This window comes from Streptomyces sp. NPDC058239, assembly GCF_042882185.1.
GTDB lineage: Bacteria > Actinomycetota > Actinomycetes > Streptomycetales > Streptomycetaceae > Streptomyces.
The window spans coordinates 1-23,237 of record NZ_JBHVWS010000063.1; the positions used below are offsets into that span (position 1 = coordinate 1).

At 71.1% G+C, this 23,237-nt stretch carries 20 protein-coding genes; 13 read left to right on the forward strand and 7 right to left on the reverse strand.

Features of this window, described 5'->3' with window-relative positions:
* The 4 genes from ACFVYE_RS40190 to ACFVYE_RS40205 form a co-directional block, all read left to right on the forward strand.
* The coding region (locus tag ACFVYE_RS40190) for a flavodoxin-dependent (E)-4-hydroxy-3-methylbut-2-enyl-diphosphate synthase (RefSeq protein WP_383979453.1) at nucleotides 1–225 on the forward strand (225 nt) is incomplete at its 5' end.
* 167 nt (nucleotides 226–392) lie between these two features.
* Complete coding sequence (locus tag ACFVYE_RS40195) at nucleotides 393–1,238, forward strand: GNAT family N-acetyltransferase (RefSeq protein ID WP_383979449.1); 846 nt, start codon at nucleotides 393–395, stop codon at nucleotides 1,236–1,238.
* Nucleotides 1,239–1,302: 64 nt separating this feature from the next.
* Entirely contained in the window at nucleotides 1,303–1,872 is a 570-nt protein-coding gene (locus tag ACFVYE_RS40200) for a GNAT family N-acetyltransferase (protein ID WP_093896135.1), read from the forward strand.
* 80 nt (nucleotides 1,873–1,952) lie between these two features.
* A complete protein-coding gene (locus ACFVYE_RS40205; RefSeq protein ID WP_383979446.1) occupies nucleotides 1,953–3,653 on the forward strand; it encodes a proline--tRNA ligase in 1,701 nt (566 codons plus the stop codon).
* Nucleotides 3,654–3,716: 63 nt separating this feature from the next.
* On the opposite strand, the gene ACFVYE_RS40210 is transcribed toward ACFVYE_RS40205, so the two are convergent.
* From ACFVYE_RS40210 to ACFVYE_RS40220, 3 genes are read right to left on the reverse strand one after another with little or no spacing between them, the layout of a single operon-like run.
* Nucleotides 3,717–4,622, reverse strand: coding sequence for an aminoglycoside phosphotransferase family protein (locus tag ACFVYE_RS40210; RefSeq protein WP_383973304.1), 906 nt, complete (start codon nucleotides 4,620–4,622; stop codon nucleotides 3,717–3,719).
* Nucleotides 4,623–4,650: 28 nt separating this feature from the next.
* Nucleotides 4,651–5,169: a ferritin-like domain-containing protein gene (locus ACFVYE_RS40215; RefSeq protein ID WP_383973302.1), complete on the reverse strand. Its 519-nt coding sequence runs from the start codon at nucleotides 5,167–5,169 to the stop codon at nucleotides 4,651–4,653.
* Nucleotides 5,166–5,693, reverse strand: coding sequence for a hypothetical protein (locus tag ACFVYE_RS40220; protein WP_383973300.1), 528 nt, complete (start codon nucleotides 5,691–5,693; stop codon nucleotides 5,166–5,168). Before ACFVYE_RS40220 ends, ACFVYE_RS40215 begins: the two co-directional genes overlap by 4 nt.
* A gap of 176 nt (nucleotides 5,694–5,869) precedes the next feature.
* Here ACFVYE_RS40220 and rimP point away from each other — a divergent pair, with 176 nt between their 5' ends.
* From rimP to ACFVYE_RS40265, 9 genes are all read left to right on the forward strand, one after another.
* A complete protein-coding gene (gene rimP / locus ACFVYE_RS40225; protein WP_383973298.1) occupies nucleotides 5,870–6,367 on the forward strand; it encodes a ribosome maturation factor RimP in 498 nt (165 codons plus the stop codon).
* Between the two features lie 2 nt (nucleotides 6,368–6,369).
* Nucleotides 6,370–7,410, forward strand: a complete 1,041-nt coding sequence (gene nusA / locus ACFVYE_RS40230) for a transcription termination factor NusA (protein ID WP_383973296.1) — start codon at nucleotides 6,370–6,372, stop codon at nucleotides 7,408–7,410.
* 188 nt (nucleotides 7,411–7,598) lie between these two features.
* Entirely contained in the window at nucleotides 7,599–7,877 is a 279-nt protein-coding gene (locus tag ACFVYE_RS40235; RefSeq protein WP_327272596.1) for a YlxR family protein, read from the forward strand.
* A gap of 147 nt (nucleotides 7,878–8,024) precedes the next feature.
* Nucleotides 8,025–11,132 carry a translation initiation factor IF-2 gene (infB, locus tag ACFVYE_RS40240; RefSeq protein ID WP_383973294.1) on the forward strand — a complete coding sequence of 1,036 codons (3,108 nt, stop codon included), beginning with the start codon at nucleotides 8,025–8,027 and terminating at the stop codon, nucleotides 11,130–11,132.
* A gap of 137 nt (nucleotides 11,133–11,269) precedes the next feature.
* Nucleotides 11,270–11,566, forward strand: a complete 297-nt coding sequence (locus ACFVYE_RS40245; RefSeq protein WP_327370171.1) for a DUF503 domain-containing protein — start codon at nucleotides 11,270–11,272, stop codon at nucleotides 11,564–11,566.
* A 25-nt stretch (nucleotides 11,567–11,591) separates the two neighbouring features.
* Nucleotides 11,592–12,044 (forward strand): 30S ribosome-binding factor RbfA, encoded by a 453-nt coding sequence (gene rbfA / locus ACFVYE_RS40250; RefSeq protein WP_093894187.1) that lies wholly within the window; start codon nucleotides 11,592–11,594, stop codon nucleotides 12,042–12,044.
* The gene (gene truB / locus ACFVYE_RS40255) at nucleotides 12,041–12,940 is read left to right on the forward strand and encodes a tRNA pseudouridine(55) synthase TruB (RefSeq protein ID WP_383973291.1); all 900 of its coding nucleotides are present in this window, start codon (nucleotides 12,041–12,043) and stop codon (nucleotides 12,938–12,940) included. Before rbfA ends, truB begins: the two co-directional genes overlap by 4 nt.
* 203 nt (nucleotides 12,941–13,143) lie before the next feature.
* Entirely contained in the window at nucleotides 13,144–16,815 is a 3,672-nt protein-coding gene (locus tag ACFVYE_RS40260) for a trypsin-like peptidase domain-containing protein (RefSeq protein WP_383973289.1), read from the forward strand.
* A 43-nt stretch (nucleotides 16,816–16,858) separates the two neighbouring features.
* Nucleotides 16,859–17,812, forward strand: coding sequence for a bifunctional riboflavin kinase/FAD synthetase (locus tag ACFVYE_RS40265; RefSeq protein ID WP_114246982.1), 954 nt, complete (start codon nucleotides 16,859–16,861; stop codon nucleotides 17,810–17,812).
* Between the two features lie 66 nt (nucleotides 17,813–17,878).
* Here the strand turns inward: ACFVYE_RS40265 and ACFVYE_RS40270 are convergent, their stop codons facing one another.
* The 4 genes from ACFVYE_RS40270 to ACFVYE_RS40285 form a co-directional block, all read right to left on the reverse strand.
* Nucleotides 17,879–19,243 carry an MFS transporter gene (locus ACFVYE_RS40270; protein ID WP_383973287.1) on the reverse strand — a complete coding sequence of 455 codons (1,365 nt, stop codon included), beginning with the start codon at nucleotides 19,241–19,243 and terminating at the stop codon, nucleotides 17,879–17,881.
* 193 nt (nucleotides 19,244–19,436) lie between these two features.
* Nucleotides 19,437–21,740 (reverse strand): xanthine dehydrogenase family protein molybdopterin-binding subunit, encoded by a 2,304-nt coding sequence (locus ACFVYE_RS40275; RefSeq protein WP_383973285.1) that lies wholly within the window; start codon nucleotides 21,738–21,740, stop codon nucleotides 19,437–19,439.
* Complete coding sequence (locus ACFVYE_RS40280) at nucleotides 21,737–22,276, reverse strand: (2Fe-2S)-binding protein (protein WP_383973283.1); 540 nt, start codon at nucleotides 22,274–22,276, stop codon at nucleotides 21,737–21,739. The genes ACFVYE_RS40275 and ACFVYE_RS40280 overlap by 4 nt, the downstream gene beginning before the upstream one ends.
* Entirely contained in the window at nucleotides 22,273–23,094 is an 822-nt protein-coding gene (locus ACFVYE_RS40285) for an FAD binding domain-containing protein (protein WP_383973281.1), read from the reverse strand. Before ACFVYE_RS40285 ends, ACFVYE_RS40280 begins: the two co-directional genes overlap by 4 nt.
* Nucleotides 23,095–23,237: the final 143 nt, after the last annotated feature.

Below are 23,237 nucleotides of genomic sequence, written 5' to 3' on the forward strand. Positions count from 1 at the left end.
GCCGTGATGGGCTGTGTCGTCAACGGTCCGGGTGAGGCCCGTGAGGCGGACCTGGGTGTCGCTTCCGGGAACGGCAAGGGGCAGATCTTCGTGAAAGGCGAGGTCATCAAGACCGTGCCCGAGTCGAAGATCGTCGAGACGTTGATCGAAGAAGCCCTGAAGATCGCCGAGCAGATGGAGAAGGACGGCATCGCCTCGGGCGAGCCCCAGGTCTCCATCAGCTGAACCATGACTCGCACCACCGCGCCCCGCCGGACGAACACCTCCCGGCGGGGCGCGGTCGTGAGCCACCTCAGGGGGCCCCGCAGACGCTGTTCCCGGGCACGGGCGGCGCCGATGAGCCTCTTTGGGTACAGTGCGGAAATCAGCAGACCGCATGGTGAGGCCCCCTCGTGTTGACGCAGACCACCACCCGGGTCCTCGAACCCAGCGACCTCGGCGCTGCTCTCGCCATCCTTGAGAGCGAACCCGTCGCCAATGCCTTCGTGACGTCCCGGGTCCAGATCGCAGGTCTCGATCCCTGGCGCCTCGGCGGCGAGATGTGGGGCTGGTACGCCGATGGACGGCTGCGCTCGCTGTGCTACTCGGGCGCCAATCTCGTACCGATCTGCGCCACTCCCGAGGCCGTCAGGGCCTTCGCCGACCGGGCCCGCCGCGTCGGACGACGCTGCTCCTCGATCGTCGGCCCCGCAGAGCCCACCACCCAGCTGTGGCGGCTCCTCGAACCCGGCTGGGGCCCCGCCCGCGAGGTCCGGGCCCATCAGCCGCTCATGGTCACCGAGAGCCCGTCCGCCGAGGTCACCCCCGACCCCCTGGTCCGCCGGATCCGCAAGGACGAGATGGACGTCCTGATGCCGGCCTGCGTGGCGATGTTCACCGAGGAGGTCGGCATCTCCCCGCTCGCGGGCGACGGCGGACTCCTCTACCAGGCACGCGTCGCCGAGCTCATCGGCGCCGGCCGCTCGTTCGCCCGGATCGAGGACGGCCGGGTCGTCTTCAAGGCGGAGATCGGCGCGGCCACCCCGCAGGCCTGCCAGATCCAGGGTGTCTGGGTCGCCCCCGAACACCGCGGCCGAGGACTCTCCGAGACCGGCATGGCGGCGGTGCTGCGCTACGCGCTGGCCGATGTCGCACCCGTCGTCAGCCTGTACGTGAACGACTACAACACCCCTGCGCGCAAGGCCTACACCAGGGTCGGCTTCCGCGAGACCGGCGCGTTCATGAGTGTGCTGTTCTGACCGCTCGGCGGCCGGTGCCACCGACCCGTACCACCCACCCCACCCGGGCCAGTAGGGTCGGCGCATGGCAGCAGTTTCCGGGGGCGGCCCCCACACTCCCAGCGTCCGGATCGGACCGATCGATCTCGCCGCGCGCGTGGACGAGGCGCTCGCGGTGCAGGCTGTCGCCTTCGGCCTGGGCCCGGAAGAGATCGAGGTACGGCGCCACATCGTCCTCAGACACCTCGACCACCCCTGCGCCCGCGCGCTGGGTGCCACCACCCCGGGCGGCCGGCTCGTCGGCTTCGTCTACGGCATGCCGAACGAACGCGGCCAGTGGTGGTCCACCGTCGTCGAGCCCTACCTCCGCGCCACCGGCTCCGCGCACTGGCTCGACGACTCGTTCGTCATCACCGAGCTGCACGTTCTGCCGAAGTTCCAGAACCGCGGCATCGGCCGCGCGCTGATCACCGCCATCACGGACGCCGTCGACCAGCCCCGGTCCATCCTCTCCGCGATCGACACGGAGAGCCCGGCACGTGGTCTCTATCGCAGTCTCGGCTACCAGGACCTGGCCCGGCAGGTGCTCTTTCCCAGCGCTCCCAAGCCGTACGCGGTGATGGGAGCCCCGCTTCCGCTGCGTCGCAAGGGCTAGGACGGAAGCCAATGGATTTCCGCCCACCCGTACCACCCGGCTAACCTCCTGCACATCACCCTTCCGAGCAGGAGTTCATCATGGCCCAGGTCCAGCGCATGTCCCGATTGATGATCAAGACACTGCGCGACGACCCGGCGGACGCCGAGACGCTCAACCACAAGCTGCTCGTCCGGGCCGGATACGTACGTCGCACGGCGGCCGGAATCTGGACCTGGCTGCCGCTCGGCAAGAAGGTCCTGGAGAACATCACCCGCGTCGTGCGCGAGGAGATGGACGCCATCGGCGGCCAGGAAGTGCTGCTGCCCGCGCTGCTCCCCAAGGAGTCGTACGACGCCAGCGGCCGCTACCACGAGTACGGCGATCTGCTCTTCAAGCTCAAGGACCGCAAGGGCGCCGAGTACCTCCTCGGCCCCACGCACGAAGAGATCTTCACCCAGGTCGTCAAGGATCAGATCACGTCCTACAAGGACCTGCCCGTGATCCTGTACCAGATCCAGACCAAGTACCGGGACGAGGCCCGGCCCCGCGCCGGTGTGCTGCGCGGCCGCGAGTTCCAGATGAAGGACTCGTACTCCTTCGACACCACGGACGAGGGGCTCATCGAGGCGTACCAGCTGCACCGAGCCGCCTACATCCGGATCTTCGAGCGGCTCGGCCTCGACCACCGCATCGTCTCCGCCGTCTCCGGCGCGATGGGCGGCTCGGCCTCCGAGGAGTTCCTGGCCCCCGCCCCGGCCGGTGAGGACACCTTCGCCGACTGCCCCGCCTGCGACTACGCCGCCAACACCGAGGCCGTGACCTTCGGGGCCACCCCCGTGGACGGCTCGGCGCACGGCCCCGTCGAGGAACTGGACACCCCCGACACTCCGACCATCGAGACGCTCGCCGCGTACCTGGGCGTCCCGGCCTCCGCGACCCTGAAGAACCTGCTGGTCAAGGTCGACGGCGAGATCGTCGCCGTGGGCGTGCCCGGCAACCGCGAGGTCGACCTCGGCAAGCTCGGCGAGCACCTTGCCCCCGCCGTCGTCGAACTGGTCACCGCGGAGGACTTCGAGGGCCGCCCCGACCTGGTACGCGGCTACGTCGGCCCGCAGGGTCTGGAGAAGGTCCGCTACATCGCCGACCCGCGCGTCGCCGCCGGCACCGCCTGGATCACCGGCGCGAACAAGCCCGGCACCCACGCGAAGAACGTCGTCGCCGGCCGTGACTTCGAGGTCGACGACTACCTCGACGTCGTCGTCGTCGAGGCGGGCGACCCGTGCCCCAAGTGCGGCACCGGCCTCAAGCTGGACCGCGCCATCGAGATCGGCCACATCTTCCAGCTGGGCCGCAAGTTCGCGGACGCCTTCCAGCTCGATGTGCTCGGCCAGAACGGCAAGCCGGTCCGGGTCACCATGGGCTCCTACGGCATCGGCGTCTCCCGAGCCGTCGCCGCGCTCGCCGAGCAGACCGCCGACGAGCAGGGGCTGTGCTGGCCCCGCGAGATCGCCCCGGCCGATGTCCATGTCGTCGCGGCGGGCAAGGCGCTCCAGACGGAGCTGGCCCTCGATGTCGCCGAGAAGCTCGCCGCCGTCGGCGTGCGGGTCATGGTCGACGACCGCGCGGGCGTCTCGCCCGGTGTGAAGTTCACCGACGCCGAGCTGATCGGCATCCCGAAGATCCTGGTCGCCGGCCGTCGCTCGGCAGAGGGCGTCCTGGAGCTCAAGGACCGCCGTACGGGCGAGCGCGAGGAGCTCACGGTCGACGAGGCGATCGCCCGCCTGACCGTTCAGGGCTGACACCGCAACGCGAAACCGTAGGCCCCCGCGCACCGCGCGGGGGCCTACGGCTTCGCGAGGCGTTTACAGCCAGCCTGCGAACTCCAGCGTCAGCTCGCCCTCCTGGCGACGGCCGACCGCCAGCGCCCGGGTTCCCGACTCCACCGCGCGGAACAGCGTCCAGCCGTGCAGCCGCTCCCGGTCCACGTCCAGCGAATCGGCGAGCTTCTTGATCCGCCGACGGGCCGTCACCGGGCCGCCGGGGGAGGCGATCAGGTCCTCGACGCGGTCACGCACCAGGCGCGCCAGATCGTAGGCCCGCTCACCGACCAGCGGCTCCGGCCCGACTGTCAGCCAGGGCACCCGCTCGCCCGCGAGCACCTTGCTCTGGCGGAAATTGCCGTGCAGCAGCAGGAGTTCGGGGGAGTGGGCGACAAGCTCCTCACGCGCCGCGAGCGCCGCGGAGACCAGCGGTTCCAGGCTCGGGTCGGCTGCGGCACAGGCGCGCATCGGCTCCGTACGACGCCCGGTCCGCTCGGCGACCGTCTCGAATCCATGGCCGGCCGGCGGCTCGACCCAGAGCCGGCGCACCGTCCCTGCCGCCTCCAGCAGCGCCTTCGCCTCCGGCAGTGAGCGCAGCGACACCTCGGGATGCAGCCGTTCGAGCAGCAGTGCGCCGGGGCCGCCGTCGAGGAGCTGCACCGCGCCCCAGCCGTTCCAGTGAGCGAGCGCCGCCTGCTCCAGCTCGGGCGCGGCCGCGGACGGAGCGATCTTCAGCGCGGCCGGGGTGCCGTCGGAGCATGTCACCAGCAGGACCAGACTGCTGCGGCCCCCGGGCGCGGCGACCCGTTCCACGGTCAGCTGCCGCCCGGTCGAGGACAGCGCTTCCTCGGTCAGTGCGGGAAGCTGCGCGAGCCAGTCGGCGGCGGCCGCATCCCCGTACGACTCGCCGAGCGCTCGCACCAGACGCTGCGGCGGTTCGAAACCCATACGTGCTTTGTTCCCTTTCAGAGCTTCTTCAGTGCGCCGCGCCGGTCCCGTTCGCCACATCGGCCCCATGGACCGTGTCGGACCCGGCGCTCGCATTGGTCCCTGCCGTCGCGCCGGTCCCGTCGGCGGTGCGCTCGGCGAGCCCGGGAAAGGGTACGCCGCTGCCCCGCCAGCGGACCGCACGCACCGCGGCCTCTCGCAGCGCATCCGCGGCCTCCCGCCTGAGCGGACCCGCGGCGGCCCGTACGAGATCGGAGTACACGTCCGCGACCCGGTCCTCCAGCAGGGCGGCCAGTCGCACCGCCGCAGCCGGGTCCGGCACCGCGAACGGCAGAGCGTACGCGGCCTGAGCCGCCACAGGTTCACCGCCCAGGTCACGCACGGTCCGTGCCAGCGCATCGCGCCGGGCCCGGTGCGCGTGGTAGGCCGCAGTGGCCTCGGCCCGTCGGCCGTCGGCGACCCGGCCGCCGACCACCCCGTACCCGTACACCGCCGCGTGTTCGGCGGCCAGGGCCGCCTGAGCCGCCTTCTGTGTTCCGGCGCTCATGACGAGGTCTCCTTGGCCAGTTCGGTCAGCAGATAGGCATGGGCCGCGCCTGCCGCCGCGATCGACGCCAGCAGCCGGGCCAGCTCCGGCGGGGCTTTCAGCAGCGTCGCCGTGTGGGCGTCCGCGGTGCGGCGCTCCGCCGCTGCCAGCTCCTTGAGAGCAGCCTTGGCGTCGGTCCCGCGTGTCCGCGAGAACACGAGCGTCTTGCCGCCATCAGGCGCCAGCGCCTTGGCATGGGCCCGTACGGCGTCCCGCAGCGGCGAGAGCCCGGCGGCGGTCGCCGGATAGGCCCTGGCCACCTGTTCGTACCGGGCGAGCAGTTCCCTGCTGATACTCGCGGCGCCCGCCCGGAGCGTCTTCTCCGCCCGTGCGGCGGCGGCCTGCTCGGCCGAGGTCGCCGCGTCGGCCCGTGCGGAGCCCTCGCGGGGCCCGGTCCCGTCGCCGCAGCCGGCCAGCACCGCCCCCATGGCGATCGCCCCCGTCGCGGTGAACGCACCTCTGCGCGTCGTCCCCGTGCGCCGCACTTGTTCTCCTTCGGGCTTGGACCTGTCTTGACTGGATCTGTCCTGAAGTGATCACCGCAGGCGAGCGTACCCGCGGCAGCGGAGCAGGCGGACGGCAACACCCCTCGGGACCGGATACCCTTTGACCTGACACGCGAGATCCCCACAACAGCACACGCGGCCGAGGAGTCACCCGGATGAGCACCACCCAGAGCGAGAGGCTGCGCGGACTGCTCGAACCGCTCGTCAGCGCCGAGCAGCTGGATCTCGAAGAGATCGAGGTGTCCCGGGCGGGCCGCCGCCGGGTGCTGCGGATCACCGTGGACTCCGAAGAAGGCGTGGAGCTGGATACCTGCGCCGAGCTGAGCCGCGCGATCTCCGAGAAGCTCGACGAGACCGACGCGATGGGCGAGGGCGAGTACGTCCTCGAAGTCAGTTCCCCCGGTGCCGACCGTCCGCTGACGGAGCACCGCCACTACGTACGTGCCACGGGCCGCCTGGCCAAGCTGCACCTGCGCGAGGGAGACGAGCTGGTGGCTCGCATCCTCGCCGTGGACGAAGAAGGACTCGACCTCGAAGTGCCGGGCGTCAAGGGCCGCAAGCCCACGTCCCGCCGGGTCGCCTTCGACGAGATCACCAAGGCGCGCGTGGAGATCGAATTCAGCCGCAAGGACAAGAAGGAAGAGGAGGCGTAGCCGTGGACATCGACGTGAAGCTCTTGAAGGGCTTGGCACAGGACAAGGAGATCCCCTTCGACGTGCTCGTCGAGGCGATCGAGTCGGCCCTCCTCATCGCCTACCACCGTACGGACGGAAGCCACCGCCGCGCGCGCGTGAAGCTCGACGAGCGCGGCCATGTGACGGTGTGGGCGAAGGAGGACCCGGCCGACCTCGAACCGGGCCAGGAGGCCAAGGAGTTCGACGACACCCCGTCCGGCTTCGGCCGGATCGCCGCGACCACCGCCAAGCAGGTCATCCTGCAGCGACTGCGCGACGCCGAGGACGACAGGACGTTCGGCGAGTACGCGGGCCACGAGGGCGATGTCGTCACCGGCGTCGTCCAGCAGGGCAAGGACCCGAAGAACGTCCTGGTCGACATCGGCAAGCTGGAAGCGATCCTGCCTGTGCAGGAGCAGGTGCCGGGTGAGGAGTACACCCACGGCCTGCGTCTGCGTACGTATGTCGTACGGGTTGCCAAGGGCGTGCGCGGTCCGTCCGTGACGCTGTCGCGGACCCACCCCAACCTGGTGAAGAAGCTCTTCGCGCTGGAGGTCCCGGAGATCGCGGACGGTTCCGTCGAGATCTGCGCGATCGCCCGCGAGGCCGGTCACCGCACCAAGATCGCGGTCCGTTCGACCCGTTCCGGGCTGAACGCCAAGGGTGCCTGCATCGGCCCGATGGGCGGCCGGGTGCGCAATGTCATGGCCGAGCTGCACGGCGAGAAGATCGACATCGTGGACTGGTCGGACGACCCGGCCGAGATGGTCGCCAACGCCCTGTCGCCCGCGCGGGTGAGCCAGGTCGAGGTCGTGGACCTCGGCGCACGGTCCGCCCGGGTCACCGTTCCGGACTACCAGCTGTCGCTCGCGATCGGCAAGGAGGGGCAGAATGCCCGCCTCGCCGCCCGCCTCACCGGCTGGCGCATCGACATCCGTCCGGACACCGAGACCGACGCCGAGCGTGACGTCGCCGACCGGGAGCGGGCCGAGCGGGCCCGCGAGCGTTCGGAGCGCGGCTGACCGACCCGGCGGTCGCCGGGCTGCGGCCCGCACCGGACTCCCTGGCGCCGCCCCGGAAGGGGTGCCAGGGGCTCGGTCGCGCGGGCCGCAGGGAATACATCTGGGCGGCATGCCGCTGAGAACACGACAACATCCGTTCGATTTTTGCCCCAAACGGGTGAGGTCGGTGCGGGGAGGTAGACTTAAACGTGTCTGGCCGGACGCACGCCCGCGCTTGCCCTGAGCGAACCTGTGTGGGATGCCGGGAGCGGGCGGCCAAGAGTGAGCTGCTGCGCATCGTCGCGGACGAGGACGCCTGCGTCCCTGATCCTCGCGGTACGCTGCCCGGCCGGGGTGCATATGTACACCCCGTCTCTGTCTGTCTGGACCTGGCGGTTCGCCGCCGGGCATTCCCCCGGGCCTTCAAGGCCAAGGGGCCGTTCGACCCCGCCGCAGTGCAGCGGTTCGTCGAGCGGGTGACACCGTAAGAAATGAACGGCACGGGACCCCGTGCGGTCAGGTACCTCGCGAGTTGGAAGTAGGTCGAGATTGCGATGAGCACTCGATGAGTACGCGATGAGTACGCCCATGAAGTAGCGACGGTCCGGCGGTAACCCGGACCTAAAAGGAGCGAAGTGGCTAAGGTCCGGGTATACGAACTCGCCAAGGAGTTCGGCGTCGAGAGCAAGGTCGTCATGGCCAAGCTCCAAGAACTCGGTGAATTCGTCCGTTCGGCGTCCTCGACGATCGAGGCGCCGGTTGTACGCAAGTTGACTGACGCACTGCAGGGGCCCGGCGGCAACGCCGGCAAGTCCGCTGCAAAGCCTGGCGCGCCCCGCAAGGCGACGCCCGCAAAGCCCGCAGCGCCCTCCCCGGCCGCTGCGGCACGTCCCGCTGCCCCGAAGCCCGGCGCCCCGGCCCCCAAGCCGGCCGCAGCCGAGGCTCCCAGCAGCACCCCTTCCGCTGCCGCGCCTTCCGCGCCGTCGGCGGGCCCGCGTCCGGGTCCCAAGCCCGCGCCGAAGCCCGCTCCGGTCACCCCGGTGCCCGCAGCAGAGTTCTCCGCTCCGGCCCCGGCCCAGCCGGCCGCGCCGCAGCAGGCCCCGCGTCCCGCGGGTGCCACCCCCGGTCCTCGCCCCGCCCGTCCGGCTCCGGCCGGCGGTCAGCGTGACGGCGGCCGTGGTGGCGAGCGTGACGGTGGCCGTGGCGGCGACCGTCCGGCCCGTCCCGCAGGCCAGGGCGCCCCGCGCCCCGGCGGCGCCCGTCCGGCGGGTCCCCGTCCGGGCAACAACCCCTTCACCTCCGGCGGCTCGACGGGCATGTCCCGTCCGCAGGCGCCCCGTCCCGGCGGCGCACCGCGTCCCGGTGGCGGTCAGGACCGTCCGGGCGCCCCGCGTCCCCAGGGCGGCCCCGGCGGTGCTCCGCGTCCGCAGGGTCAGGGCGGTGCCCGTCCGACCCCGGGCGGCATGCCCCGTCCGCAGGCTCCCCGTCCGGGCGGTGCCCCCGGTGGTAACCGTCCGAACCCGGGCATGATGCCGCAGCGTCCCGCTGCGGGCCCGCGTCCCGGTGGTGGCCCCGGCGGTGGCCGTGGTCCCGGCGGTGGCGGCGGTCGTCCCGGTGGCGGTGGCGGCGCAGGTCGTCCCGGTGGTGGCGGCTTCGCAGGCCGTCCGGCCGGTCCCGGTGGCGGTGGCGGCGGTTTCGCCGGTCGTCCCGGTGGCGGTGGCGGCGGTGGCGGTGCGGGTCGTCCCGGCGGTGGCGGCGGCTTCGGCGGTCGTCCCGGCTTCGGTGGACGTCCCGGCGGCCCCGGTGGCCGTGGTGGCACACAGGGTGCGTTCGGCCGTCCCGGCGGCCCCGCGCGTCGTGGTCGCAAGTCGAAGCGGCAGAGGCGCCAGGAGTACGAGGCCATGCAGGCCCCGTCGGTGGGCGGCGTCATGCTGCCTCGCGGCAACGGACAGTCCGTCCGTCTGTCGCGCGGTGCCTCGCTGACCGACTTCGCCGAGAAGATCAACGCCAACCCGGCGTCGCTCGTCGGCGTGATGATGAACCTCGGCGAGATGGTCACTGCCACGCAGTCCGTCTCCGACGAGACGCTGAAGCTCCTCGCGGACGAGATGAACTTCGTCCTCGAGATCGTCAGCCCCGAGGAGGAGGACCGCGAGCTGCTCGAGTCCTTCGACATCGAGTTCGGCGAGGACGAGGGCGGCGAAGAGGCTCTGGTCTCCCGTCCGCCGGTCGTGACCGTCATGGGTCACGTCGACCACGGTAAGACCCGACTTCTGGACGCGATCCGCAAGACGAACGTCGTTGCGGGCGAGGCCGGCGGTATCACCCAGCACATCGGTGCGTACCAGGTCTCCTCCGAGGTCAACGGCGAGGACCGCAGGATCACCTTCATCGACACCCCGGGTCACGAGGCGTTCACCGCCATGCGTGCCCGTGGTGCGAAGTCCACCGACATCGCGATCCTCGTGGTGGCGGCGAACGACGGTGTGATGCCCCAGACGATTGAGGCGCTGAACCACGCCAAGGCGGCCGACGTGCCGATCGTGGTCGCGGTCAACAAGATCGACGTCGAGGGCGCGGACCCGACCAAGGTGCGCGGTCAGCTCACCGAGTTCGGTCTGGTGGCCGAGGAGTACGGCGGCGACACGATGTTCGTCGACATCTCCGCGAAGCAGGGCCTCAACATCGAGGCTCTTCTGGAGGCCGTCGTCCTCACCGCCGACGCCTCGCTCGACCTGCGGGCCAACCCGGAGCAGGACGCGCAGGGTATTGCGATCGAGTCCCACCTCGACCGCGGCCGTGGTGCCGTTGCGACCGTCCTGGTCCAGCGAGGCACCCTGCGGGTCGGCGACACGATGGTGGTCGGCGACGCGTACGGCCGAGTCCGCGCGATGCTCGACGACAAGGGCGAGAACGTCGAGGAAGCGGGTCCGTCGACCCCCGTCCTCGTCCTCGGTCTCACCAACGTCCCGGGCGCCGGCGACAACTTCCTGGTGGTGGACGAGGACCGTACGGCCCGTCAGATCGCCGAGAAGCGTGCCGCCCGTGAGCGCAACGCCAACTTCGCCCGCAAGGGTGTCCGGTTCTCCCTGGAGAACCTGGACGAGGCGCTCAAGGCCGGTCTGGTCCAGGAACTCAACCTCATCATCAAGGGCGACGCGTCCGGTTCGGTGGAGGCTCTCGAGTCCTCGCTGCTCCAGCTCGACGTCGGTGACGAGGTCGACATCCGGGTCCTGCACCGCGGTGTGGGTGCGGTCACCGAGTCGGACATCGACCTGGCGACCGGCTCCGACGCCATCGTGATCGGCTTCAACGTGCGCGCCGCAGGGCGTGCGCAGCAGATGGCCGAGCGCGAAGGCGTGGACGTCCGGTACTACTCGGTCATCTACCAGGCGATCGAAGAGATCGAAGCAGCCCTCAAGGGCATGCTCAAGCCGGAGTACGAAGAGGTCGAGCTCGGTACGGCGGAGATCCGCGAGATCTTCCGCTCGTCCAAGCTGGGCAACATCGCCGGTGTGCTGGTCCGGTCCGGCGAGGTCAAGCGCAACACCAAGGCGCGCCTGCTGCGCGATGGCAAGGTCATCGCGGAGAACCTCAACATCTCCGGTCTGCGCCGCTTCAAGGACGACGTCACCGAGATCCGCGAAGGCTTCGAGGGCGGTATCAACCTCGGAAACTTCAACGACATCAAGATCGACGACGTCATCGCGACGTACGAGATGCGCGAGAAGCCGCGAGGCTGACCCGTACCTCAACAGTCGGGGCCGGTCGACGGGTCGTATTTCCGTCGATCGGCCCCGGCCGTTCCGTGTACGGTTCTTGTGTCCCTGCCAAGCGCTGGCAGGGCACGAACCCGAACCGGCGGGACATCCGGACATACATGTATGTGGGGACACTGTCCTTCGATCTGCTTCTCGGCGACGTACGGTCGTTGAAGGAGAAGCGCTCCGTCGTCCGTCCGATCGTCGCCGAACTCCAGCGCAAATACGCGGTGAGTGCGGCGGAGGTGGGCGGTCAGGATCTCCATCGCAGGGCCGAGATCGGCCTCGCCGTGGTCTCCGGGGACACCGGACACCTCACAGACGTACTCGACCGGTGCGAGCGGCTGATCGCCGGCCGGCCCGAGGTGGAGCTGTTGTCCGTACGACGGCGGCTGCACAGCGACGAAGACGATTGAGCAAGGCAAAGAAGGAGACGGACCAGTGGCCGACAACGCGCGGGCGAAAAAGCTGGCGGACCTCATCCAGGAGGTGGTCGCCGAGAAACTGCAGCGCGGTATCAAGGACCCGCGTCTGGGTACGCACGTGACCATCACGGACACCCGGGTCACCGGTGACCTGCGGGAGGCCACGGTCTTCTACACGGTCTACGGCGACGACGAGGAGCGGGCGAGCGCGGCGGCCGGCCTGGAGAGCGCCAAGGGCATCCTGCGTTCGGCGGTCGGAGCGGCGGCGGGGACGAAGTTCACCCCCACGCTGGCCTTCGTGGCCGACGCCCTCCCGGAGAACGCCAAGGCGATCGAGGACCTCCTCGACCGGGCACGGGCCTCGGACGCACGGGTGCGCGAGGCGTCCTCGGGCGCCACGTACGCCGGTGGCGCGGACCCGTACCGCAAGGCGGAGGACGAGAACGACGAGGACACCGCCTCCGAATGACATCGCAGAACAAGACGCCGGACGGCCTTGTCATTGTCGACAAGCCGTCCGGCTTCACTTCGCACGACGTCGTCGCCAAGATGCGCGGCATCGCCCGGACCCGCCGCGTCGGCCATGCAGGCACGCTGGATCCGATGGCGACGGGCGTTCTCGTGCTCGGTGTGGAGAAGGCCACCAAGCTGCTGGGCCATCTCGCGCTGACCGAGAAGGAGTACCTCGGCACGATCCGGCTCGGCCAGAACACCATCACGGACGACGCGGAGGGCGAGATCACCTCGTCCACCGATGCGTCCGGTGTGACGCGTGAGGGCATCGACGCCGGGGTGGCGGCCCTGACCGGACCGATCATGCAGGTGCCGTCCAAGGTCAGCGCCATCAAGATCGACGGCAAGCGGTCCTACGCACGGGTGCGCGGCGGCGAGGAGTTCGAGATCCCGGCCCGGCCGGTGACGATCTCGTCCTTCAACGTCTACGACGTCCGCGAGGCGGTCGCCGAGGACGGGACACCGGTCGTCGACCTGGTCGTCTCCGTCGTCTGCTCCTCGGGTACGTACATCCGCGCGATCGCCCGCGACCTCGGCGCCGGGCTGGGCGTCGGCGGGCATCTGACCGCGCTGCGGCGCACCAGGGTCGGGCCGTACGGCCTCGATGCGGCGCGGACGCTCGACCAGCACCAGCAGGAGCTCACCGTGATGCCGGTGGCCGAGGCCGCCGCCTCGGCGTTCCCCCGCTGGGACGTGGACGAGAAGCGCGCCAAGCTGCTGCTGCACGGGGTGCGGCTGGACATGCCAGCCTTCCCGCCGGGACCGGTCGGGGTCTTCGGGCCCGACGGGCGGTTCCTGGTACTCGTCGAGGAACAGAAGGGCAAGGCCAAGAGCCTCGCCGTCTTCGCCTGACCGGCGACCCGGGTCCTGAGACCCCATCGTGGAGCGGGCAGGGCCCCTGTGCCCGCTCCACGATTCCCCCAACGGTTTCTGTCCATCGGACGCCATGAATTCACCCCAACGAGCAGGCGCTCGGAGTGAATCAGGGGTGCATTCGGGGGCGCCTTTACTCCGAGTGGTGTTCGCGCCGATCACCGTCGGCCTAACGTCGAACCATGGGAAGCGGGGACCGGGCAGCGCTGGTACGCATCTGCGATTCGACCGGCCGGTCGCGGGGGACCGGATTCGTCGCCGACGACCGGGGCACGGTGGTGACCAGCCACGAAGCGGTCGACGGCCTCACCCGGCTCGTCCTGTACGGAACGGACGGTCGCAGCTGCCCCGTCGAGGCCGCCGATGTCACCGCGCTGCCCGAACTGGACCTCGCGCTGCTGCGCACCTCGGGGCTCTCCACGCTCGGCGTGGAGCCGACGCCGATCGCCTCACGGGACCGGATCGACGCCGGTACGTATGTGACGATCGCCGCCCACGGCTGGCGCGAGGCGCGGGTGCTCGGCACCGCCCCCGTGACGTACACCGCGAACGGCGGCTCCCATCGGATCGGCACAGCATTGGAGCTGGCGCTCGGTACGGACGGCCAAGACGCGCTGCGGCTCGGCGGGGCGGCGGCGGGCGGGCCCGTCCTCGAACCGGAGAGCGGCGCGGTCATCGCCGTGCTGGGCACCGCGCTGCGCGCCGTGCATGCCGCCGCAGGGTTCGCGGTGCCGCTCAGGGGCGCGGGCACCTACGGTCCGCTGGACGAGCTGCTGCGGCGCAACGCGACGAGCGTTCCCGGATACGGACGCGACCTGAATCTCGCGGGCGCCCTGCACCTCACCGCGACATCGCTCGGCTCGCAGGGCGGGCCGGCCGACTGCTCCGATCCGGTGGAACGCCCGGACGTCATCGCAGAACTCAGCGCCTTCTCGGCCCCCGGCCACCCCTCGTCCGCACCGCACGGCCCCGCCGTGGTCCTCGGTCTCGTCGGAGCGCCGGGCACCGGCCGCACCACCGAACTGGCCGCACTCGCTGCCCGCCGGGCCCGCGGCGCCGTACCCGCACCCACCCTCTGGCTGCGCGGCGCCGATCTGCTGGCCGACGACGCCTCGGTCGCCGATGCGATCGCCCGTACGCTCCGGCGGGCCGGGCGGATCGTCACCGCCGCCGGTGCACGGGGCGACATGGCGAGTGCAACCCCCGAGCGGGTGGCCGGGCTGGCCGAGGAGTCCGGGAGCCCGCTGCTCGTCCTGCTTGACGGCCCCGAGGAGATGCCTCCCGTACTGGCCCACGGGCTGGCCCGGTGGACCGCGGGCACCGTCGACTGGCTGCGGGAGTGCGGGGCGCGGCTCGTGGTCGCGTGCACGCCCGAGCACTGGGAGACGGCCGGTGCGCTCTGCCGGCCCGGTGCCCTGCACCGCCCCGCCAGGCCTGCGAGGCGGCTGCCGTCCGCGGTCCGCCTCGGCGACCTCACCGCGAGCCAGGCCGAAGAGGCCCGGGAGCGGTACAACATCCCGCCCGATGCGCTCGCCCCCGGCCACAGCCGGCACCCGCTCACCCTGCGTCTTCTCGCGGAGGTGCGCGAGGCGCTGCCCGGGGACGTCGCCGGGCAGCCGGACGCGGAGGACGTCTTCGGCGCTCACCTGGACCTGATGTGCCTGCGCATCGCGGTCCGCATCGCAGCCGTATCGGGCCCGGCGCCCGGCGGCACCGCGGTCCGCCGGCTGGCCGCGCAGGTGGCGGGGCAGGTCCACGAAGCAGCGCGGCGCTGCCTGGGTCCCGGACAGGGAGAGCTGGACCGGGCGGCGTTCGAGGAGGTGTTCCCCTGGCGCACGGGCTGGGCGTCGGCGGTCCTCACCGAGGGGCTGCTCGTCCCGGCGGGAGCGGGCTACCGCTTCGCGCACGAGGAGCTGGGGGACTGGGTGCAGGGCGCCCACCTGGACCTGGATGCGGCGCTGTACGCGCTGGTCCACCGGTGGCATGCGGAGGAGGGACCGGGGGCGGTGGCGGCGGAGCTGCGTGTTCCGCAACCGAGGAGGCCGCATACCGGGCGCAGCCGGGCGCCCGTGCCCGAAGTGGCAATGGAGGCCGCGGTGACGACGGGGCCGCGCACCCTGCCCGTACCGCGCCATCGGATCGGCCCGGTGATCCAGGCCCTGCTGCTGCTGGGCCGCCGCCAGGGCCCTGCCGCGCCGGCGCACCGGCTGGCCGATCTGATCGAGGCCCTGGACCGGATGTCGCCGGGGCCGGGTGCCGAGGCCGCCCATGACGCCCACTGGTGGGCGGTGCACCTGCTCTCGGAGACTCTGCTCCGGGCACCCGATGCCCGGCCCCATCTCGGGGTGCTGCGGCTGCTCGCCGACCGTATCGTCCGGCGTGCGGCCACGGGCGGGCCGGGGGTGTACGCCGAGTTCGGGCCGTGGTTCTGGCGGCGGCTGAGGCTGCCCGAGGCGGACCGGATCGATCTGTTCCGGCGTCTCGTCCCCGCCGACGGCCCGCGCCGCGCCGACTCCCGCGTAGACGGTGACCGCTCCTGCGAGCCGTATCCCGAGGGCGAGAGCGGCGAGCGGTTTCTGGATGCCGTCGCGCGGCGGCTCGTGGCGCAGCCCCGGACCATGCAGCCGCTGCTCTGCGGCTGGTTCACCGACGAGCGCCCTCTCCCCGGCGATGAGGGCGTCACGATCCGTCCGACCGTGGCCGCCGCCGCTCAGGCGCTGCTCTACGCCCGTCGGGACCTGGCCGTCGACGATCTGACCGACGCACTCGTCTCGACCGCCCATCCCCGGGCCGAGGAGCTGCTCGCCGCCCTGGCCGAGGACGAGCCCTCCGCGCTCTGCCGGGCCGTCGACAGATGGGCCCGTGACGAGGACCAGCCCGCCCGCCGGACCGCCGCCGCCTCGTACGCACTGGTCACCGCGGCGCACGTCACCCTCGACGCCGACCGCGAGCTGCTGCGCCAAGCCGCCCTCGCCCTGCTGGCCCGCCCGGCCGACACCTCCCTGCACGGGGCCGCGCTCACCCTGCTCGTACAGGATCCGCAGACCAGGGACCGCTGCCTCCCGCAGGCTCTGCGGGCCTTCGTCGCGGGCGAGCCGCAGCTGTCCGCCGAAACGTTGGCCGTCGCGCTGCCCTCCCATGCGGAGCAGGTGCTCACCGCGCTCCGGGAGCGGCTCACCCGGCCCGACGAGGGGGCGGGCGAGGTGCTGTGCTCGCTCGCCGGGATCGATGCCCCCGCGCTGGCCCTGCATGCCGCCGGGCTCGTGCGGGCGTACATCGACAGCCACCCGGAAGACGCCGTGCACGCCGCCTCGTACATCGACCGGAGGCTGGAGCGCGGACCCGCCGCCCGCGCCCTGCTGCTGCCCCTGGTGACCGGACTGCTGCGGGACCGTCCCGTGCCGCCGCCGGTGCGCGGCGCGCTCGCCGGGGTGCTCGCGGCGCCCGGCAGCCCCGCCTCCGGGCAGCTGAGAGGCGAGCTGCTGGAGGTCCTGCTGGAATTCGAGCAGGACGCCCAACGCGACCCGGCCGTGCTCGACTCCTTGCTGCGGGCTGCCGCGACCGGCTCCGGCGGACGCGCACCGGCCCGCACCCGCGCCCTGGTCCACCGCACCGGGATGCTGCTGGTCCGGACCCCCGAGGGCGCGGTCCGCTTCGACAGCCGACTGGTCGAACTCGCTCGTGACGTGCCCGGATTCGCGGCCCTGGTCACCGGGTGGCTGGCCGACGCCCCGCAGGAGTGGGCGGCGCTCGTCGGCCCGAGTGCGCGGCGGACGGTGGAGGCGCTGGGAAGCCCGAAGACGATGCCGATGCAGGCCGCGGGGTGTGAGCATGGCAGTCTTAGACCTGCGTAACAGGCAATCTCACGTACACAGGTTCGGGCGAGGAGCGGTCACAGTGCAGCGCTGGCGTGGCTTGGAGGACATCCCCCAGGACTGGGGACGCAGCGTCGTCACCATCGGCTCCTACGACGGGGTGCACCGCGGACACCAGCTGATCATCGGGCGGGCCGTGGAGCGGGCACGCGAACTGGGCGTGCCGTCGGTCGTGGTGACCTTCGACCCGCATCCCAGCGAGGTCGTACGGCCCGGCAGCCACCCGCCGCTGCTCGCCCCGCACCACCGGCGTGCCGAGCTGATGGCGGAGCTGGGGGTGGACGCGGTGCTGATCCTGCCGTTCACCACCGAGTTCTCGAAGCTGGCGCCGGCCGACTTCATCGTGAAGGTGCTCGTCGACAAGCTGCACGCGCAACTGGTCATCGAGGGCCCCAACTTCCGCTTCGGGCACAAGGCGGCCGGGAATGTGCAGCTGCTCACCGAGTTCGGCGAGACGTACGACTACGGCGTCGAGGTCATCGACCTGTATGTGAGCGGTGAGGCGGGCGGTGGCCGGCCGTTCTCCTCCACCCTCACCCGGCGGCTGGTCGCCGAGGGCGATGTCGCGGGCGCCGCCGAGATCCTGGGCCGGCCGCACCGGGTCGAGGGCGTCGTGGTCCGCGGCGCACAGCGCGGCCGTGAGATGGGCTTCCCCACGGCCAACGTGGAGACCCTGCCGCACACCGCGATCCCCGCCGACGGCGTCTACGCGGGCTGGCTCAATGTGAACGGCGAGGCGATGCCCGCCGCGATCTCGGTCGGCACGAACCCGCAGTTCGACGGCACGGAGCGGACGGTGGAGGCGTACGCGATCGACCGCGTCGGCCTCGACCTGTACGGGCTCCACGTCTCGGTGGACTTCCTCGCGTACGTACGCGGGATGCTGAAGTTCGACTCGATCGACGATCTGCTCGTGGCGATGGCCGCCGATGTGAAGCGGTGCAGCGAGCTGATCTCCGCGTACGAGCGCGGCTGAACCTTTCCTCGTACACGACCGGGGCCGGGACCGTGGAGAACGGTCCCGGCCCCGGTCGTGTCGGAGTCAGCTGTTCAGCTCCTCCAGCGTCCGCCCCTTGGTCTCCACGGCGAACCACGCAACTACGGCACCGGCCACCGCGACGCAGCCCAGTTGGGTGAAGACCATCGCGAGGCTGCCGCCCGAGCCGATGATCGCGCCCACCACGATGGGCCCGAGGATGACGCCGAGCCGGTTCCACACCCCGCCGAACGATGCCCCGCGCGCCCGGCTGCGGGTCGGGTACAGCTCGGGTGTGTACAGGTAGAGGCTGACATTGGTGGCGAACACGAAGAGCGTCGCCACCGAGGCCCAGACCGCGACCTGGCCGCCCGAGGTGGCGCCGGAGACGGCCAGTGAGAGCAGCGCGACCGCCGCGCCGCCGAGCCCGACGGTGAGCGAGATCCGGCGTCCCACCTTGTCGATGACCAGGGCGACCAGCAGACAGCCGATCAGTCCGGTCACATTGGACAGCAACGAGTAGTTCAGGGCGGTCCGCAGATCCAGGCCGAATGTCTTGGTGTAGAGCGAGGGCAGCCAGGTCGCTATGCCGTGGTTGACGTAGTACGCGACGAACCACAGCGCCGAGACGACCAGCGTGCGCCGCAGGTAGCGGCCGGCGAAAAGATCGCGCAGCCCGCCGCGTGCGGTCTCGACGGGCGTCGCGGGACCGGGCTCCGGCAGCTGCGAGCCGATGGACTCGGCCACGTCCTTCTCGATCCGGGCGATGACCTCCTCGGCCTCCTCGACCCGGCCGCGCGAAAGCAGCCAGCGGGGCGACTCGGGGACCTGGCGGCGCAGGACGACTACCAGAAGCACGGGCAGAGCACCGATCAGGAACATGACCCGCCAGCCGAAGCTGGGCACCACCCAACTGGCGACGAGCGTCGCCGAGGCGAGACCGGCCGGGAAGATCAGCTCGTAGAGCAGCACGAACCGGCCGCGGTGGTCGGCCCGGGCGATCTCGTTGATGTATGTGGCGGCGACGGGCACCACACCGCCGATGCCGAGGCCCTGGACGAACCGGAAGGCGGTGAACAGGGCGAAGCCCGGGGAGACGGCGACGGCGAGGCTGGCCAGTGCGGTCACGGCGACGCCGAGCGCGACCGTTCGGACCCGCCCGATGCGGTCGCCGAGCCAGCCGGCGACCAGTGCACCGAGCAGCATGCCGACCGAACCACTGGTGACGATCATCGTGCCCTGACCGGTGCTCAGCTTCCACTGTTCGGTCAGGACGGGCAGTGCGGAGGCAGTCAGCAGCTGATCGAACGCCTCGAAGAACGTGACGGTGCCGATGAGCGTGCGGACCTTGATGTGCCAACGGGAGCTCGGCAGGCGTTCGAGCCTGGCCGAGATGGAGCTCACGGTGGGGCCGGTGGCCACGACTGACATGGGGATCCTTCCGCGAACAGAGGAGTTGCGGTGACCCTAGGAAGAAGTGTCTTAGGGGTCAATAACTAAGCACTTAGATTTCATAACGAAGTGGAACCCCGTTTGAACAGGGATTCTGGCGTCGGCGCGGAGGTGTGGACATGGCTCACCGGCCCGTGGCGGCGATGGCTACGGGCCGGTGGGCGATGCGGGATCAGGGCCGGTCTGCACGCTCCCCGGGCAGTGGGCGCATCGCGTCGAAGACCCGCTCGGGGGAGAGCGGCAGAGTGGTCACCCGGGCGCCCGTGGCATCCTGCACGGCATTGGCGACGGCCGCCGCGACCGGCACCATGGCGCCCTCACCGGCCCCCTTGGCACCGAACGGGCCGGGCCCGTGCCCCTGTTCCTGGGTGATCGAGACGAAACGTGCGGGCAGGTCCTCGGCCATCGGCACCCGGTACTCCAGCGCCTCGCCGTTCAGCAGCGCGCCGTCCTCGTACCGCATCTCCTCGAACATCGCCTGGGCCAGGCCCATCACGGCGGCTCCCTCGTCCTGGCCGCGACAGATCAGCTTGTTCACCGCGCGGCCGACATCTCCGCTGGCGACCAGTTGAAGCACCGTCACCTTCCCGGTGTCCGGGTCGACCTCGACCTCGACGCCGGCCCAGCCGATTTCCCAGAACAGACAGGGCGACTCCAGCGGGGCATCGGGGGTGAGCGGCGCCTTGAAGTGGCCCTCGCCGTGGAACTCGTACCCCGTACCGCCGAAAACCGCGGCCACCAGGCCCGGCAGTGGGACGGGTTCCTCCTTCCCGCGCCGTATCGTCCAGTCCCGCAAGGTGAGTTCGGCGGCGTCGCAGCCGAGCCGGCCGGCGGCGAACGCGAGCACCTTCGACCGGGCGTCCTCGGCTGCACGGAGCACCGCACGGCCCATCACCGTCATCCCGGACGAGGCGTTGGTGCCCTGGTCGTAGGGGGTGACATCGGTGTTGATCGGCGCGTAGCGCACCCGCTCCAGCGGTACACCCAGCACCTCGGCGGCCACCTGGCAGAGCGTGGTGGAAGCGCCCTGGCCGATCTCGACCGTGCCGGAGCTCACATAGACCGAACCGGTCGCCGAGATCTTCACCCTGGCCTGCGCGGGCTTGTTCACCCCGCCACCGTCCTTGAAACCGATGGCCAGCCCCATACCGCGGTTCGCCGTACGCACGCGCCCGTGATAGCCGAGCGCCTCCGTCACCGCGTCCAGGCCCTCGGCCAGATCGCTGTCGATCCCGCTCTCACCCGGCACGAACGGCTCCCCGAGCCGTTTGAGGTTCTTCACCCGCAGCTCGTACGGATCCATCCCGAGCCGCTCGGCGATCATGTCGACCTGGCTCTCGCTCGCCCAGGTCGCCTGCGTCGCCCCGAAACCGCGGAACGGCCCGGCGGGCGTGGTCGTCGTCATCACACAGGAGCTGGAGGAGCGGATGTGCTGCCAGCGGTACGGCCCCGGCATCCGGTAACAGGCCTTCTCCGCCACCAGCGGGCTGCCGTCGGAGTACGCGCCCGCGTCCAGCAGCACCTCGCTCTCCCGGGCGACGAAAGTGCCGTCGGCCATCACGCCCGCCTTCACCTTCAGTACGGCGGCGTGCTGGCTCAGCGTGAGGAACCCCTCCTCCGTGGTCAGGCAGTAGCGCACCGGACGGCCCGCCGCCCTCGACAACAGGATGGCGATCGGCTCGGTCTTGCAGTTGTGCTTCGAACCGAAGCCGCCGCCGACGAACGGCACATGGACATGGATCCGGCTCTCCGGCGTCCGCAGCACCCGGGCCAGCTCCTTGCGCAGCGGGAACGGGTTCTGGGTCGAGGTCCAGATCTCGATCTCCTCGCCGCGTACATCGGCGACCGTGACGAACGGCTCCAGATGGAAGTGGTTCATCCGGGAGAAGGCGAAGGTGTCCTCGAAGATGTGGTCGCAGTCGTCCCAGACGGAATCGGGACCGGTCTCGTACCGGAACTCGTAACAGACGTTCTTCCGCGGCCGCAGAAACCCGGACGCACCCGTTCCGTACGGCGGGACGATGCCCGGAGGCGCCTGTTCGAACAGCTCGGGGGCGTCAGGAGCCAGCGCCGCCTCGATGTCGGGGACGGCCGGCAGCGGCTCGTACACCACCTCGATCAGCTCCAGCGCATGCAGCGCCACCGCTTCGTCGTCGGCGGCGACGGCCGCCACCACATCGCCCGCGTACCGCACCAGGTCCATGGCGACGACCGGCTGGTCCTTGATGAAGTAGCCGTAGGTGGGGTCGAGCCCGTCGAGGTCGTCACGGGTCAGGACGGCATGCACACCCGGCAGCGCCCGGGCCCTGTCGGCGTCGACCGACACCAGGCGGGCGTGGGCGTGCGGGCTGCGGAGCACCTTGGCGTGCAGCATGCCGGGTAGCCGGATGTCGGCGGTGTACTGCGCGGCGCCGGTGAGCTTGAGCACGGCGTCGGTACGGCGGTCGCTGGTGCCGATGCGCGAGGAGGTCGTCATCGGGCGTCCTCGCCGGTACGGGCCGGTTCTGCGGCGCGGATCAGCTCGGCGGCCCTGTGCACCGATTCGATGATCATCCGGTAGCCGGTGCAGCGGCACACATTGGAGGAGATCCAGGAGCGGATCGTCTCTTCGTCAGGGTCGGGATGTTCTCGCAGCAGGGCCGTGGTCAGCATGATCATGCCGGGGGTGCAGTAGCCGCACTGGAAGCCGCCGCACTCCGCGAAGGCCCGCTGGACCGGCCCCAGTTCGCCGTCCGTGGCCTGTCCGGCGACAGTTTCCACGGCGCGTCCGTCGACACTGAAGGCGAAGACGCTGCACGAGGCGGACGGGGTGCCGTCGATCAGGGTGGTGCAGGCCCCGCAGACGCCGCGCTCGCACGAGGCCTTGACGCCGGTCATGCCGTAACGGTCGCGGAGCAGATCGAGGAGGACGGTGTTGGGTGCGATCCGCTCGGTGCGCGGACGGCCGTCCACCGCGAAGTCGATCGTGATCCGCCCGTCGGCCGCGGCCTTGTCCGTGCTCTCGGTCGTCATCGGGGGTTCCCTTCTCCGGTCCTGTACTGCTCCAGCAGCCGGCCGAGCAGCACAGCGGCGACATGACGGCGGTAGCGGGCGCTCCCGGCCGCGTCCCCGATGCCGTCGGGCAGTGCCGCCGCGATCTCGACGGGGTCGGTGCCCAGCGGGGCGGCGGCCGTGTGCGGAGCGGTGTACTCCGAGCCCACCGTCATCGTGACCGTCCCCGCGCGGACCGCCGCGGCCACCGTCATCAGCGGCCGCATCGACCGCTCGTAGCCGAACCACACCTGCCCCGCGCCGGCGATCCTGATCGTCCGCAGCAGGCCGCCCGACGGCTCGGCCCGGTCCCACAGGGCCGCCGGGGGCAGCGTGACCGCCCCGTCGGGCGTCAGGAAGTCCAGCTCCGCTCCGAGTGCGCCGAGCATCACCGGCATCTCGTACCGGGTACGCCGTGCCATCAGGTTTCCGCCGATGGTGGCCCGGCGCCGGATGCGCTGGGTGGCGATACTGCCCCAGCCGGCCGCCAGTCCCGGCAGGGCGGCCCGCACCCGGGCGTCGTGCGAGCCCGTGTGGTGGTCGACCCCGGAGCCGATCTCCAGCGTTGTGCCGTCCCACTCGATCGCGCCGAGCTCCGCGACCCGCTCCAGCGACACGAGGGTGCGGCAGCCCAGGCCCTCGCGGAACTGCGCGAACAGGTCGCTGCAGCCCTGTGCGTAGACCGCGCCGGGGAGCGTCCCCGCAGCCACGGCCTCTGCCGTCGTCGCAGGGCGTTCCAGGGTGAAAGCGGGAAGGGTGCGCTGGGTCGGCGCCACCATCCCGGTGGGGAGCAGGAGCATACGGACCGTGCCTCCTGGACTCTCGGCGTCACAACAGAGAGTTATTTAATGACTGAAACAGCTAATGCTTAGATTTCTAGCACCTAGGGAATATCTCCCACAAGGGTTCGACGACGGGTGCCGGTTGTATCGTGGGCACCCTC

Excerpts from the sequence above, each read along its gene's own strand:
- ACFVYE_RS40245 (WP_327370171.1), top strand. The coding sequence starts at position 11,270 with ATGTATGTGGGGACACTGTCCTTCGATCTGCTTCTCGGCGACGTACGG.
- ACFVYE_RS40210 (WP_383973304.1), bottom strand. The coding sequence starts at position 4,622 with ATGGGTTTCGAACCGCCGCAGCGTCTGGTGCGAGCGCTCGGCGAGTCG.
- ACFVYE_RS40205 (WP_383979446.1), top strand. The coding sequence starts at position 1,953 with ATGGCCCAGGTCCAGCGCATGTCCCGATTGATGATCAAGACACTGCGC.
- ACFVYE_RS40270 (WP_383973287.1), bottom strand. The coding sequence starts at position 19,243 with ATGTCAGTCGTGGCCACCGGCCCCACCGTGAGCTCCATCTCGGCCAGG.
- ACFVYE_RS40215 (WP_383973302.1), bottom strand. The coding sequence starts at position 5,169 with ATGAGCGCCGGAACACAGAAGGCGGCTCAGGCGGCCCTGGCCGCCGAA.
- truB (WP_383973291.1), top strand. The coding sequence starts at position 12,041 with ATGACATCGCAGAACAAGACGCCGGACGGCCTTGTCATTGTCGACAAG.
- ACFVYE_RS40285 (WP_383973281.1), bottom strand. The coding sequence starts at position 23,094 with ATGCTCCTGCTCCCCACCGGGATGGTGGCGCCGACCCAGCGCACCCTT.
- ACFVYE_RS40260 (WP_383973289.1), top strand. The coding sequence starts at position 13,144 with ATGGGAAGCGGGGACCGGGCAGCGCTGGTACGCATCTGCGATTCGACC.
- rimP (WP_383973298.1), top strand. The coding sequence starts at position 5,870 with ATGAGCACCACCCAGAGCGAGAGGCTGCGCGGACTGCTCGAACCGCTC.
- ACFVYE_RS40200 (WP_093896135.1), top strand. The coding sequence starts at position 1,303 with ATGGCAGCAGTTTCCGGGGGCGGCCCCCACACTCCCAGCGTCCGGATC.
- ACFVYE_RS40275 (WP_383973285.1), bottom strand. The coding sequence starts at position 21,740 with ATGACGACCTCCTCGCGCATCGGCACCAGCGACCGCCGTACCGACGCC.
- ACFVYE_RS40280 (WP_383973283.1), bottom strand. The coding sequence starts at position 22,276 with ATGACGACCGAGAGCACGGACAAGGCCGCGGCCGACGGGCGGATCACG.